The organism is Pseudomonas lini, from assembly GCF_030812475.1.
GTDB classification, from domain to species: domain Bacteria; phylum Pseudomonadota; class Gammaproteobacteria; order Pseudomonadales; family Pseudomonadaceae; genus Aquipseudomonas; species Aquipseudomonas lini_A.
Genome location: NZ_JAUSSR010000016.1, coordinates 133,177 through 147,362 on the forward strand (window position 1 = coordinate 133,177; position 14,186 = coordinate 147,362).

The 14,186-nt window shown below is 61.5% G+C and carries 9 protein-coding genes; 1 reads left to right on the forward strand and 8 read right to left on the reverse strand.

Annotated features, from left to right (window positions below):
- Nucleotides 1-44: 44 nt before the first annotated feature.
- From J2W17_RS26585 to betI, 8 genes are all read right to left on the reverse strand, one after another.
- Nucleotides 45-1,223, reverse strand: coding sequence for an NAD(P)/FAD-dependent oxidoreductase (locus J2W17_RS26585; protein ID WP_307341762.1), 1,179 nt, complete (start codon nucleotides 1,221-1,223; stop codon nucleotides 45-47).
- Between the two features lie 157 nt (nucleotides 1,224-1,380).
- Nucleotides 1,381-2,718, reverse strand: coding sequence for an ATP-dependent RNA helicase DbpA (gene dbpA / locus J2W17_RS26590; protein ID WP_307341793.1), 1,338 nt, complete (start codon nucleotides 2,716-2,718; stop codon nucleotides 1,381-1,383).
- 318 nt (nucleotides 2,719-3,036) lie between these two features.
- Nucleotides 3,037-4,464: a multidrug transporter subunit MdtD gene (gene mdtD, locus J2W17_RS26595; RefSeq protein ID WP_307341765.1), complete on the reverse strand. Its 1,428-nt coding sequence runs from the start codon at nucleotides 4,462-4,464 to the stop codon at nucleotides 3,037-3,039.
- Nucleotides 4,465-4,612: 148 nt separating this feature from the next.
- The gene (locus tag J2W17_RS26600; protein ID WP_307341768.1) at nucleotides 4,613-5,950 is read right to left on the reverse strand and encodes a TldD/PmbA family protein; all 1,338 of its coding nucleotides are present in this window, start codon (nucleotides 5,948-5,950) and stop codon (nucleotides 4,613-4,615) included.
- Nucleotides 5,950-7,392, reverse strand: coding sequence for a TldD/PmbA family protein (locus J2W17_RS26605; protein WP_307341771.1), 1,443 nt, complete (start codon nucleotides 7,390-7,392; stop codon nucleotides 5,950-5,952). Before J2W17_RS26605 ends, J2W17_RS26600 begins: the two co-directional genes overlap by 1 nt.
- Nucleotides 7,393-7,665: 273 nt before the next feature.
- Nucleotides 7,666-9,369 carry a choline dehydrogenase gene (gene betA, locus J2W17_RS26610; protein WP_307341776.1) on the reverse strand — a complete coding sequence of 568 codons (1,704 nt, stop codon included), beginning with the start codon at nucleotides 9,367-9,369 and terminating at the stop codon, nucleotides 7,666-7,668.
- A gap of 177 nt (nucleotides 9,370-9,546) precedes the next feature.
- Nucleotides 9,547-11,019: a betaine-aldehyde dehydrogenase gene (gene betB / locus J2W17_RS26615; RefSeq protein WP_307341779.1), complete on the reverse strand. Its 1,473-nt coding sequence runs from the start codon at nucleotides 11,017-11,019 to the stop codon at nucleotides 9,547-9,549.
- Between the two features lie 108 nt (nucleotides 11,020-11,127).
- Entirely contained in the window at nucleotides 11,128-11,721 is a 594-nt protein-coding gene (gene betI, locus J2W17_RS26620) for a transcriptional regulator BetI (protein WP_307341782.1), read from the reverse strand.
- Nucleotides 11,722-12,099: 378 nt separating this feature from the next.
- On the opposite strand from betI, the gene J2W17_RS26625 reads away from it, so the two are divergent.
- A complete protein-coding gene (locus tag J2W17_RS26625) occupies nucleotides 12,100-14,049 on the forward strand; it encodes a BCCT family transporter (protein ID WP_307341795.1) in 1,950 nt (649 codons plus the stop codon).
- Nucleotides 14,050-14,186 lie beyond the last annotated feature (137 nt).

Sequence of the window (14,186 nt, forward strand, 5' to 3'; positions counted from 1 at the left end):
AACGACCTTCGCTGGCAAGCCAGCTCCTACAGGGGACGGTGTGGTCAGACGTATTGCGCGGCGGCGTAGCCCGAGGCCCAGGCCCACTGAAAGTTGAAACCCCCCAGATGCCCGGTCACGTCGAGCACTTCGCCGATGAAGTAGAGGCCAGGGCTTTTCAGTGATTCCATGGTCTTGGACGACACTTCGCGGGTGTCGACGCCACCCAGTGTCACTTCGGCCGTGCGATACCCTTCGGTGCCGGCCGGTACCACTCTCCAGCTCGCCAGTTTCTGCGCGATGTCGGCAATTTCCCCGTGGGTGTACTGTTTCATCGGCTTGGAGACGAACCAGTTGTCTGCCAGCAGGTTGGCCATCTTCTTGGTGAAGATTTCACCCAGCAGGGTTTTGAGTTCGCTGTTCGGGCGTTCGGCTTGTTGCTGTTGTAGCCAGCCCGGCACGTCGTGATCCGGCAGCAGGTTGATTTCCACCGTGTCGCCGGACTCCCAGAACGAAGAAATCTGCAAAATCGCCGGGCCGCTGAGGCCGCGGTGGGTAAACAGGATGTTCTCGCGAAAGCTCTGGTCGTTGCAGCTCACCAGGCAATCCACCGACGTACCGGACAACTCCGTGCAAAGCTCCTTGAGCTGATCGGTGATGGTGAACGGCACCAAACCCGCGCGGGTCGGCAGCAAATCGTGGCCGAATTGCCTGGCCACCTGATAGCCGAAACCCGTTGCACCCAGGGTGGGAATCGACAGGCCGCCCGTGGCGATTACCAACGATTCGCAGGTGATCTGGCCCAGTGTTGTGTCCAGCAGGTAACCCCGTTCGAGTTTTTCGATGGTCTGGATCGATGTGTCCAGGTGCAAGCTGACGCCGACCTGCTCGCACTCGTTGAGCAGCATTTCGAGGATGTCGCTGGATTTGTTATCGCAGAACAACTGGCCGAGCTTTTTCTCGTGGTACGGCACGCCGTGTTTGGCGACCATGCCGATGAAATCCCACTGGGTGTACCGAGCCAGGGCGGATTTGCAGAAGTGCTCGTTCTGCGAGAGAAAATTGCCAGGTTCGCTGTACATGTTGGTGAAATTGCAGCGACCACCGCCCGACATCAGGATTTTCTTGCCAGCCTTGTTGGCGTGATCGAGCAACATCACCTTGCGTCCACGCCCGGCGGCGGTCAGCGCACACATCAACCCTGCGGCGCCAGCGCCAATGATCACGACTTCGGTAGAACGCAAAACGGTGTCCTCTTACAAATCTCAGGGCTAACCCGGACCTTGTAGGAGCGAGCTTGCTCGCGAAGGACGTCAACGATAACGCTGGCAGCCTGGCTGAACGCGGTGAGCTCGGGTTTTTCGCGAGCAAGCTCGCTCCTACAAGTGGGTGGCGGTGTTCTTACAGGATGCGCACGCGCAGCGAGCGGCCTTTGATTTTACCGTCGTTCAGGCGCTGCAGGGCCTGCTTGGCGATCCCTCGCTCCACGGCGACAAATGCCTGGAAATCGAAGATCGCAATCTTGCCCACCTGGGCACCCGGGATCCCGGCATCGCCCGTCAGTGCACCCAGAATGTCGCCCGGACGGACCTTGTCTTTACGGCCCGCGCCAATGCACAGCGTGCTCATCACCGGCAGCAGCGGCCCGCCGCCCTGGGAGGTGAGGTTGTCCAGCTGATCCCAGCTCAACGGCGATTTCTGCAATTGCTCGATGGCCTGGGCGCGGTGCGCTTCGGACGGAGCCACGAGGCTGATCGCGATGCCTTTCTCGCCGGCACGGCCCGTACGGCCAACACGGTGAATATGGATTTCCGAGTCACGGGCCAGTTCGACGTTGATCACCATGTCCAGCGCATCGATGTCCAGGCCGCGCGCGGCGACGTCGGTGGCGACCAGTACCGAGGTGCTGCGGTTGGCGAACATCGCCAGCACCTGGTCGCGATCACGCTGTTCCAGATCGCCGTGCAGGCCGACTGCAGAGATGCCTTTGGAGGTCAGGTGATCGACGGTTTCCTGGACCTGCTGCTTGGTGAAGCAGAACGCGACGCACGAGGCTGGACGGAAGTGACCGAGCACCTTGGTCACGGCGCTCATGCGCTCATCCGGAGAAATTTCGTAGAAGCGCTGCTCGATCTGCGTGTCGTCGTGGAACGCCTCGGCCTTCACTTGCTGCGGGTTGCGCATGAATTTCGATGCCAGCTGCTTGATGCCCACCGGATAGGTGGCGGAGAACAGCAGGGTCTGACGTCGCTCCGGGCACTGGGCGATGATTTCTTCAATGGAATCGTAGAAGCCCATGTCGAGCATGCGGTCGGCTTCGTCGAGGATCAGCGTGTTCAGGCCGTGGAGTACCAGCGAACCCTTGCGCAGGTGCTGCTGAATACGACCCGGGGTACCGACGATGATGTGCGCGCCATGCTCCAGGGAGCCGATCTGCGGGCCGAACGACACGCCGCCGCACAGGGTCAGGACCTTGATGTTGTCTTCGGCACGGGCCAGCCGACGGATTTCCTTGGCGACCTGGTCAGCCAGCTCACGGGTCGGGCAAATGACCAGCGCCTGGCAACCGAAAAAGCGCGGATTGATCGGGTTCAGCAGGCCGATACCGAAGGCGGCGGTCTTGCCGCTGCCGGTCTTGGCCTGGGCGATCAGGTCCATCCCCTTGAGGATCACCGGCAAGCTTTGCGCCTGGATCGGCGTCATCTGGGCATAACCGAGGGAGTCGAGGTTAGCCAGCATGGCGGCGGACAGCGGCAAAGTATTAAAAGCGGTGGCGATGGTGGTCACGGGACTGGCCTGCAAAACAAAATGTCGCGCAGTGTATCAGTCCCATGGCCATTCGCCCGTAGTTTCCAGACGAGAAGTCGCCGAGCGAAGACCAGCCAAGGCGCAACGAGCGTAGCGAGTAACAGCCAACGGCTGGCCCGAAGGGCAAGCGAAGCGCGTAAAACAGGCGAGAAACGGCTGGGGTCGCACTCGACTTGGCTTTAGCCAATGAGCATTTCGAGCCTGTTTTCAACGCAGCATGGTCGAGCGCAGGCACTTCTCGTCTGGAAACTAAGGCTCTATGTGTTGTTCCGGACTTCTGACGCGCCGTCCGTCTTCCTTGGATAACTGTGAAAAGATCGTCGCAGCCAACATTGCCATGATTCCGACAGTCACAAAGGTCAACTGGAACGCCCCTAAAACAGTATCTACGCCGTCGTTTCCAGCCTCCGCGGTGAACCCGCCGAGCAACGCACCGGCGCAGGCAACACCCAGGCTCAAGGACAACTGAGCCACAACTGACAGCAAGCTGTTACCGCTGCTGGCGCTGGCGTCGTCGAGGTCGATCAGGGTCACGGTGTTCATCGCGGTGAACTGCAGCGAGTTGATGGCGCCGAGGATCGCCAGCATGCCCAGCAACAACCAATAGGGCGTCTGCTCGCTGACCAGGCCCATGCTCGCCAGCATCAGTCCCAGCGCCAGGGTGTTCCCGGTCAGCACGATGCGGTAGCCCAGACGCTCGATCAGCGGTCGCGCCACCGACTTGGCGACCATTGCCGCGGCTGCCAGCGGCAACATGCTCATGCCGGCCTGGGAGGGCGAATAACCCAGCGCCACTTGCAGCAGCAACGGCACGAGGAACGGCAACGCGCCGCTGCCCAGGCGAGCGAACAGGTTGCCGAGAATACCCACGGCAAACGTCCGGGTCTTGAACAGCGAGGGCGCGAACAGTGGATTGTCGATGTGCCCTGCGCGCAGCCAGTACGCGGCCAGACACGCCATGCCGCCGAACAGCAGCAACATCACGCGCAAGTGCGGCAGGTGCAGTTCGCCGAGTCCTTCCATGGCGATGGTGATCAGCACCATCGCCGCGCCAAATAGCAAAAAACCCAGGCTATCGAAACGGGTGCGTTCGGTGCCGCGCAGATCAGGAATGAATTTCCAGACGGCGTAACACCCGATGGCGCCCACCGGCAGGTTGAGCAAGAAGATCCAGTGCCAGGTCAGGTATTCCACCATCCAGCCGCCCATGGTCGGGCCGAGCAAGGGGCCGAGCAGTCCGGGAATGGTGATAAAGCCCATGATCCGTACCAGCTCCGAGCGCGGGTAGGCGCGCAACACCACCAGGCGCCCGACCGGCAGCATCAGCGCTCCGCCCAGGCCCTGAATCACCCGGGCGCCGATCAGCATGCTCAAGGTGTTCGACAGCGCGCAGAGCAACGAGCCGATGCTGAACAGCAAGATCGCGCCGAAGAAGATTTTCTTGGTGCCGAAGCGGTCGGCGATCCAGCCCGAGGCCGGGATCAGCAGGGCGACGGTGAGCATGTAGGCGATGATCACGCCTTGCATGCGCAGCGGATCTTCGGCCAGGTCTCGGGCCATGGCGGGCAGGGCGGTATTGAGGATGGTCCCGTCGAGGGACTGCATGAAGAAGGCAATGGCGACGACCCACGGCAACCAGCGGGCAGTGACAGCGTCGAGAGGTTGGCGGTTGGGCATGGGGCCTCTTGTCAGTGTGAGCATTCCACCGATCCTGTAGGAGCGAGCTTGCTCGCGATGGACGTGAACGATGACGCGTGCTGCCTGGAAAAATGCGTCGCCTTCACATTCATCGCGAGCAAGCTCGCTCCTACAGGGATATGCGTGTTTACAGAGTCAACGTCAGGCGGCTGATCAGCGCTCCCGGCAACAACGCCGAAGCGGTCGCCCGCTGGCTGTAGGTACTTGCCGACAGCAACAGTTCGCGCTCCTCGGTCAATGCCTCCAGCTGCGCTCCCAGCAAATTGTAAGCGCTGTCATCAAAGCGCATGGTGCTCACCGGCGCCTGGATCTCGCCGTTCTCGACCCAGAAGGTCGCGAAGCGCGTCATGCCGGTCAGGCGTGCCGCCGGCTGGTCCGAGTAGTTCAGGTACCAGAGATTGCTGATGTACAGCCCGGTGCCCAGCTGCTTGAGAATTTCTGTCTCGGGCAACGCTCCGGCCGCCATGTTCAATGCGCTCGGCATTTCACCGCCGCTGGCACCATTGGCCGTCAGGCCATATTCCGCGGCGCTGCGGGAACTGACCATTTGCGCGCCGGCCTTGCCATTGACGATCAATCCCAGGTCGCTGCGCGGATAGCCTTCCCCGGAAAACGCCGGGCTCAATGAACCGCTGACCTTCTCATCGAGCGACACCAGCGGGCTGAACGAACTGTCGCCTGCGTATAGCTTCTGCAGCGGACTGTTCTTGCTGGCAATCGACTGCGCAGAGAAACCGCCCCAGCCCAGCATATCCATGATTTCACCCAGGGCTGCCGGTGCCAGGTAGGCGCGGTACTGGCCCGGCGCCAGGGTGCGCTGCGGTCGCCCCAGAAACGCCAGTTGCTCGCGCGCTTGCGCAAAACGCTTGGTGAACCCTTCGCTGCTCCAGTCATGCCCGGCGTAGCTGGCTTTGACAGCCTGGCCATTGTCATGGAACAGGCTGAAGTCGAAGTTGAAGCTGTTGGCCTGATGCCAGCCAAACGCGCCCGAAGAACTGGCGAAACCCCGACTGATCGGGCCGGCAGCGTAGAAGCCCACCAGGTCCAGGCCTTCGGCCGCCCGGGTGATTTCAGCGACCACTTGCTCGGTGTCCGGCAGCGGATGGTCCTGCACGTTCTTACTCTGCCAGCCGGTGTAGTTGAGCAGCAGATACGGGTCCTGCGGCAGCAGCGGCAAGGTGTCGCGCAACTGTTGCAGCCCTTCGGACAGGCGCTGGAGGTCGACTTGCACGTCCCCGCAGAGGGTTATGTCCAGGTCGGCGTGACGCCCGTCGTCGATCAGCTTGAAGCCGACGCTCGCTTGCCGCACCTGACCGGCCTGGCGCACCTTGGCGTGATTGAAGCGCACGAAGGCCGATGACTCTGCGGCGTAGCTGAGGGTGAATTGTTCCGGTTCGCGCACAGCATCGCGCAACCAGTGGACCAGGGCCTTGAACGCTTCGGCCTGATTGCTGGACGTACCCATCAGGCGTCTCCCCCAAATACATCAACATGACTGAACACGCAGGCCGGCGACGCGTGACCGACGCGGATCACCTGATTCGGTTCTCCCTTGCCGCAGTTCGGGGTGCCGAGGACCTTGACGGTACTGGCGTCGCCGACGGCGCTGAGGCTTTTCCAGAACTGCGCGGAGATCGCCCGGTAGTTGGGGTTTTTCACCACGCCCTTGAGTTCGCCGTTTTCGATCAGTTGAGCCCATTCGCAGCCGAACTGGAATTTGTTGCGCGCATCGTCGATGGACCAGGAGCGATTGGTGCTCATCAGAATGCCGTGCTCGATGTTGCCGATCAGTTGCTCCAGCGGTTGATCGCCGGGCTCGATGTTCAGGTTGGCCATGCGGTCGATGGGCGGGCGATTCCAGCCACAGGCGCGGCTGTTGGCCACGCCGTTCATGCCGGCCCTGAATTGCGACAGCGCACCGCCCAGTGGACGCAGCAGCAAACCTTCCTTGATCAGGAATTGCTTGCTGGCGGCGGTGCCGTCGTCGTCATGACCGTAACTGGCGAGCTGTTCAGGGATGTCCGGATCGAAGGTCACGTTCAGCAGTTCGGAGCCGTATTGCAGGCTGCCGAAGTCTTGTGCCTTGACGAAGCTGGTGCCGGCGTAATTACGCTCGTCACCGAGGATGCGATCCAGTTCCAGCGGGTGACCGATGGACTCGTGGATCTGCAACATCATCTGGTCGGGCATCAGCAGCAGGTCGCGTGGGCCTTGCGGGGTGTTCGGCGCCAGCAGCAATTGCAGCGCCTGATCAGCGATTTTCGGACCGGCACCCACCAGGCCGCAGCGGCTGATCACATCAAAACCACCCTGCTGGCCGAAGTTCTCGCGGCCGAGGGTGCGGGTCTGGCTGTCGCTGCCGTCGTAGGCGGTAACGTCCAGGCCCGGATACACGAAACGCTGGGCCTGGCGCAGTTCGGCACCGGCGCTGTTGAGGTAGATCTGCTCGACATCAGTGATGCCGATGCTGACCTGCCAGTTTACCAGTCGCTCGTCCTTGGGCACGGCCGCGGATTCGGCGCCGAGCAATTGGTAGCAATCGCTCAGGGACGGGAAAGGCTGGTCGAGGTTCGGCGAGAAGTAATCGGCACGGTCACTGGAAACGGCTTGTTCGCGCAGGTCGAGCAGGGCATGGGGCTTGAGTCGGCGGGCTTGTTGCTCGGCTTTCTCCAGCGCGGCCTGCAGACCGGATTGGGACAGGTCGTTGGTCGCGGCATAGGTCTCCACGCCGTTGACCCGAACCGTCAGCATCGCACCTTCGTCCCGGCTCAGGCTCGGAGGCTCGGCGACGTTCTTGCGCACTGACAGGTGCTGGCCGGACTCGCGCACATAGCGCAGCGAAAAGAATTCAGCGCCCGTGCGCAAGGCAGCGAAGCGCTGCTTGAGCTGGGGGTGGAAATCGAACATTCGTGGACCTCCTTGGTATGGAGCATCGGCATTGCGCGGGGTGTAACGATTGCGTGGCGCTAGATTAGGCCTGGGCGGGGGGGAGTTCAAGGGTTGGGCGGGGTGTGAGGGATTACCGGACAGTGTCAGGAAGAAATGTGTTGTTTGGTCGGACGCTTTCGCGAGCAGGCTCGCTCCCACATTTGATCTTGGGTGTTCACAGACTCTGTGTTCACTGAAGATCAAATGTGGGAGCGAGCCTGCTCGCGAAGGCCGCGGCTCGGTGTAACTGTATTACTGAGCAGTCAGGCTCACATCCCGCAACGGCTTGCCACGCACCGGTGCATCACCGGCCACATAGTAATCGGCGGTGCTGCGCGGCAACGGCTTGCGACCACGGATCTTGTCGGCGATTTTCTCTGCGATCATGATCGTCGGCGCATTCAGGTTGCCGGTGGTGATGATCGGCATGATCGACGCATCGACCACTCGCAGGCCCTGCATGCCGTGCACTCGACCTTCGCCATCGACCACGGCCATCTCGTCGGTGCCCATCTTGCACGAGCAGGACGGGTGGAACGCGGTTTCGGCGTGTTCGCGGATGAACTTGTCGAGCTGCTCATCGGATTGCACGTCGATGCCCGGGCTGATTTCGCGGCCACGGAAGGCGTCCAGTGCAGGCTGTTGCATGATTTCCCTGGTCAGGCGGATGCCGTCGCGGAATTCCTGCCAGTCCTGCTCGGTGGCCATGTAGTTGAACAGGATGCTCGGGTACTCGCGCGGGTCCTTGGACTTGGCCTGGACGCGACCCCGGCTCGGCGAGCGCATGGAACCCATGTGCGCCTGGAAGCCGTGTTCCTTCACACCGTTGCTGCCGTTGTAGTTAATCGCCACCGGCAGGAAGTGGTACTGGATGTTCGGCCAATCGAATTCCGGACGGGTGCGGATGAAACCGCCGGCTTCGAACTGGTTGCTGGCGCCGATGCCGGTGCCGTTGAACAGCCACTCGGCACCGATGGCCGGCTGGTTGTACCAGAGCAGCGACGGGTACAGCGAGACCGGTTGAGTGCAGGCGTATTGCAGATACAACTCGAGGTGATCCTGCAGGTTTTCACCGACGCCCGGCAGGTCGTGGACCACCGGAATGTCGAGCTTGTTCAGCAGTTCGGCGGGGCCGACGCCGGAACGCTGCAGAATCTGCGGCGACGCGATGGCGCCGGAGCACAGCAGCACTTCCTTGCGGGCGCGGGCTTCAACGCGTTCTTCAGCGGCGCCGATCAGGTAACGCACGCCCACCGCACGCTTGCCTTCGAACAGGATCTTGTCGGTCAGGGCGTGGGTGACGATGGTCAGGGTCGAGCGCTTCTTGGCGATGTCCAGGTAACCGCGGGCGGTGCTGGCGCGACGGCCGTTCGGCGTCACGGTACGGTCCATCGGGCCGAAGCCTTCCTGCTGATAACCGTTGAGGTCTTCGGTACGCGGGTAACCGGCTTGCACGCCGGCTTCAACCATTGCGTGGAACAGCGGGTTGTTGCCGGCTTTGGGCGTGGTCACGCTGACCGGACCGTCGCCACCGTGGTAGTCGTTCGGACCGATGTCGCGGGTTTCCGCTTTTCTGAAGTACGGCAGGCAGTTGAGGTAGTCCCAGTCTTCAAGACCTGGAAGCTTGGCCCAGTTGTCGTAGTCCATGGCGTTGCCGCGGATGTAGCACATGCCGTTGATCAGCGACGAGCCCCCCAGGCCCTTGCCGCGACCGCATTCCATCCGGCGACCGTCCATGTGTGGCTCTGGATCGGTTTCGTAGGCCCAGTTGTAGCGGCGGCCTTGCAGCGGGAACGCCAGGGCGGCTGGCATTTGCGTGCGGAAATCGAGACGGTAGTCCGGACCGCCGGCTTCGAGCAGCAGGACGGTGACGCCTTCGTCTTCAGTCAGACGGGTCGCCAGGGTGTTACCGGCCGAGCCGGCACCGATGATGATGTAGTCGAATTCTTGGGACATTGAAATGCACCCTCTTTGAAAGTGGTCAGGTCGGGCCTAGGCGAGTGCTTCGCACTCGATCGCCGGCAAGCCGGCTCCTACAGGATCGGGGTAACCGATGATTTGGCGAACGACGCCAAACCTGTAGGAGCTGGCTTGCCAGCGAAGACGGCCTCACGGGCAATACAAAACCCGGGGTTAGAACACCGAGGCGTAATCGCCCAGTTCCACCTGTACCGATTTGATGCGTGTGAAGTTGTTCAGCGAGCTGATCCCGTTCTCACGGCCCACGCCCGACTGCTTGTAGCCGCCGACCGGCATCTTCGCGTCGGACTCGCCCCAGGCGTTGATCCAGCAGATACCGGCTTCCAGTTGATGAATCACGCGGTGAGCGCGGTTCAGGTCCTTGGTGACGACGCCAGCGGCCAGGCCGAAGTCGGTGTCGTTGGCGCGACGGATCACTTCTTCTTCGGTTTCGTAGGTCAGGATGCTCATCACCGGGCCGAAGATTTCTTCGCGCACGATGGTCATCTCGTCGGTGCAGTCGGTGAACACGGTCGGTGCCACGAACGCGCCCTTGGCGAATTCGCCGTCGGTCAGGCGAGTGCCGCCGCACAGCAGGCGAGCGCCTTCTTCCTTGCCCTTGGCGATGTAGCCCAGCACGCTTTCCATGTGGGCAAAGCTGACCAGCGGACCGAAGTTGGTGTTCTCGTCTTCCGGGTTACCGATGCGGATGCGGGCAACGCGCTCAGCGATCTTGGCTTCGAAAGCCGCTTTCAGCTGGCTCGGTACGAACACGCGAGTGCCGTTGGTGCAGACCTGGCCGGAGCTGTAGAAGTTGGCCATCATCGCGGTGTCGGCGGCGCGATCGAGGTCGGCGTCGTCGAAGATGATCAGCGGGGATTTGCCGCCCAGTTCCATGGTCACGTCTTTCAAGGACGAACCCGAAGCGCTGGCCATGACCTTCTTGCCGGTGTCGGTGCCGCCGGTGAAGGAGATTTTCTCGATGCGCGGGTGTTCGGTCAGCCAGGTGCCGACTTCGCGGCCGCTGCCGGTCAGGACGTTGAACACGCCCGCCGGAACGCCGGCTTCGGTGTAGATCTCGGCCAGTTTCAGCGTGGTCAGGGACGTGACTTCGCTTGGCTTGAAGATCATCGCGTTACCGGCCGCCAGGGCTGGCGCGGACTTCCAAAGGGCGATCTGGATCGGGTAGTTCCACGCGCCGATACCGGCCACGACGCCCAGCGGCTCGCGACGGGTGTAGACGAACGACGTGGTGCGCAGCGGGATCTGCTCGCCTTCGATGGCCGGCACCAGGCCTGCGTAGTACTCCAGCACGTCAGCACCGGTGACGATGTCGACGTAACGGGTTTCGGAGTACGACTTACCAGTGTCCAGGGTCTCCAGGGCAGCCAGTTCATCGTTGCGCTCGCGCAGGATATCCACGGCGCGGCGCAGGATGCGCGAACGCTCCATGGCGGTCATCGCCGCCCAGATCTTCTGGCCCTTTTCGGCACTGACCACTGCGCGCTCGACGTCGTCCTTGGTCGCACGTTGTACGGTTGCGAGGACTTCACCGTTAGCCGGGTTGATGGCTTCGAAAGTGGCGTCGCTGCTGGCGTCACTGTAGCCGCCATCGATGTAGAGTTTTTGCAGTTCGAAACGGGCCATAAAGTCCTCGCAAGTGCATAAGTGGTTGGCGTTACCACTGGAGCGTGCCGTGGAGCGTTGGCGGCGCTGTTCAGTGGCGGTTCAGGGACTGAGCGTTTTATGTGTGCTCTAGCTCACCTTCTTTGCCAGTTGGAAATCCATGTATTCGTAAGCGATCCGGTGCGCCTGCGCGGTGTCGAAAGCATCCCCCGACAGCGCGCCGCGCAACCACAAACCGTCAATGAGGGCTGCCAGGCCTCGGGCTGCACTGCGCGCATCATCGAGCGGCAATACACGGCGGAACTGGCAGCACAGGTTGGAATACAGGCGGTGATCGTTGATCCGCTGCAACCTGTGCAATGACGGGTGGTGCATGCTGGTGGCCCAGAAGGCCAGCCAGGTTTTCATTGCCGGGCCATTGACCTGGCTGGCGTCGAAGTTGCCTTCGATAATCACCTGAAGGTGCGCCCGCGGGCTGCTGTCTTCCAGCGCCTGACGACGCGCGGTGACGTTCTCGCTGAGGACACTCATCAGATACTGCGCCGTGGCGGCGATCAGGCCATTCTTGTCCTGAAAGTAGTGACTGATGATGCCATTCGAGACACCGGCCAAACGGGCGATCAGCGCAATGCTGGCGTCCCCCATTCCGACCTGATCTACCGCCAGCAGCGTGGCTTCGATCAACTGCTGGCGACGGATGGGTTGCATACCGACCTTGGGCATCTTGCACATCTCCTTAGGCCTTCCGCCGGACGTAAAACGTCTGTCGGGTTGAAGGCCAGTCTATTTTGTTTTGATTGAACGTTCAATCAACAAAGAATAAGATCTGCGACAATTCGTCGCTGCTTACAGATTTTTCCTACATGTAAATGGCGAAAAACCGACATCCAAAATTGCTCGAAACCTATACGCGCTGGCGTTCCTGGGGATCGGGCTTTTTTCGGGGTGTCTTTATATCACCCGTCGGTCGGCTGCCCTCTAACCGATTGGTCGGGTATCGCGTTGCCTTGTGTCTTTCTCTCGCACTGCCGGAGCCCCTGTGCCATGAGTTCTGCCTCTCTAATAAAGACCCCGCCCGAGAAGGTGACGGTCAACGGTTGGGTGTTCTACACCTCTACCGCGCTGATCCTGCTGTTGACCGCCATTCTGATCATCGCCCCGCAAGAGGCCGGCAGACTGCTCGGTATGGCCCAGGCCTGGTTGTCCCGCAGCTTCGGCTGGTACTACATGGTGGTGATCGCCGCCTACCTGGTGTTCGTGGTCGGCCTGGCGTTTTCCTCCTATGGCAAGCTCAAGCTGGGCAGCAAGGACGACACCCCGGACTTCAGCTACGGCGCCTGGGCGGGGATGCTGTTCTCGTCGGGTATCGGCATCTCGCTGCTGTACTTCGGTGCATCCGAGCCGCTGGACCACTACTTCAATCCGCCGGAAGGCGTGGCCGGCAGCAACCTTGCCGCCCGTCAGGCGGTGCAGCTGACATTCCTGCATTGGGGCCTGCATGGCTGGGCGATCTATGCCCTGGTCGGGTTGGCGGTCGCCTACTTTGCTTACCGGCACAACCAGCCGCTGGCATTGCGTTCGGCGTTGTATCCGCTGGTGGGCGAGCGCTGGGTCAAAGGCGCGGCCGGCCATGCGGTCGATGGCTTCGGCATGTTCGTGACCCTGCTGGGTCTGGTGACGAACCTGGGCATTGGCTCGCTGCAAGTGTCGTCGGGCCTTGAAAATCTGTTCGGCATGGAGCACAGCAATACGAACCTGCTGATCGTGATCATCGTGATGAGCACCGTGGCGACGATAGCTGCGGTGTCGGGCGTGGAAAACGGCATTCGCCGTCTGTCCAACCTGAACATCGTGTTGTTCAGCGGCCTGTTGATTTTCGTGCTGCTGTTTGGCCCGACCCTGCACCTGCTCAACGGTTTCGTGCAAAACATCGGCGACTATCTGAACGGTGCGGTGCTGAAGACCTTCGACCTCTATGTGTATGAAGGCAACAGTGACAAGTCAGATCGCTGGCTGGGCCTGTGGACCCTGTTCTACTGGGCATGGTGGATTTCCTGGGCGCCATTCGTCGGCATGTTCATCGCGCGTATCTCCCGTGGTCGCACCGTGCGGGAACTGGTAGCCGGCGTGCTCCTCATTCCGCTGGGTTTCACCTTGGCGTGGTTGTCGATCTTCGGTAACTCGGCCCTGGACCTGGTGATGAACCATGGGGCGGTGGAGCTCGGGAAGACGGCGCTGGAACAGCCGTCCATGGCGATCTACCAGTTGCTGGAGCATTACCCCGCGTCGAAGGTGGTGATCGGCGTATCGATCTTCGTTGGCTTCGTGCTGTTCCTGACCCCGGCGGATTCCGGCGCGGTGATGATGGCCAACCTTTCGTGCAAGGGCGGCAACGTCGATGAAGATGCGCCGCACTGGCTGCGGATCTTCTGGTCCATCGTCATCACGCTGGTGACCATCGGCCTGTTGTTTGCCGGTAACTTCGAAGCCATGCAGACCATGGTGGTGCTGGCCGGTCTGCCGTTCTCGGTGGTGCTGGTGTGCTTCATGTTCGGCTTGCACAAAGCCATGCGCCAGGACGTGCAGATCGAACAGGAGCAAGCGGAACTCGCCGCCCGTGGTCGCCGTGGTTTCAGCGAGCGTTTGACTCAGCTGGACCTGCAGCCGAACCAGTCGATCGTGCAACGCTTCATGGACAAGCACGTCAGCCCGGCGCTGGAAGAGGCGGCGGGGCAATTGCGCGGGCAGGGGCTGGACGTGCAGACGCTATTGGGCAAGGCCAAGCGCTGCATGGGCGTGAGGATCGACATGGAGGAGGGCAACCCGTTTGTCTACGAAGTGAGCCTGGATGGTTATCTGGCGGCGGCGAGCGACACTGTGTCGGCTGAAAGTGCTGATGAACCCCGCGCACGTTACTACCGCGCCGAGGTGTATTTGCACAACGGCAGCCAGGACTACGACTTGATGGGCTTCACCCAGGATCAGATCACCCGTGATGTGCTCGATCAGTTTGAAAGCCATCGGCAGCTGCTTGGCCGCGTTTATAGCTGAGTTCTGGGTGGCGCGGTGTTCCAGTGACACCGCGTCGCTTTCTTCGCGAGCAGGCTCGCTCCCACAGGGGGTTGGCAAAAACAGTGGGTGGGAGGCAGCTACCGCACGGGGCGACCGCCCCCCCGGAGCCAGACCCG

Coding starts and splice junctions, on each gene's coding strand:
- dbpA (WP_307341793.1), bottom strand. CDS start 2,718: ATGCTGGCTAACCTCGACTCCCTCGGTTATGCCCAGATGACGCCGATC.
- mdtD (WP_307341765.1), bottom strand. CDS start 4,464: ATGCCCAACCGCCAACCTCTCGACGCTGTCACTGCCCGCTGGTTGCCG.
- J2W17_RS26600 (WP_307341768.1), bottom strand. CDS start 5,950: ATGGGTACGTCCAGCAATCAGGCCGAAGCGTTCAAGGCCCTGGTCCAC.
- J2W17_RS26605 (WP_307341771.1), bottom strand. CDS start 7,392: ATGTTCGATTTCCACCCCCAGCTCAAGCAGCGCTTCGCTGCCTTGCGC.
- betA (WP_307341776.1), bottom strand. CDS start 9,369: ATGTCCCAAGAATTCGACTACATCATCATCGGTGCCGGCTCGGCCGGT.
- betB (WP_307341779.1), bottom strand. CDS start 11,019: ATGGCCCGTTTCGAACTGCAAAAACTCTACATCGATGGCGGCTACAGT.
- betI (WP_307341782.1), bottom strand. CDS start 11,721: ATGCCCAAGGTCGGTATGCAACCCATCCGTCGCCAGCAGTTGATCGAA.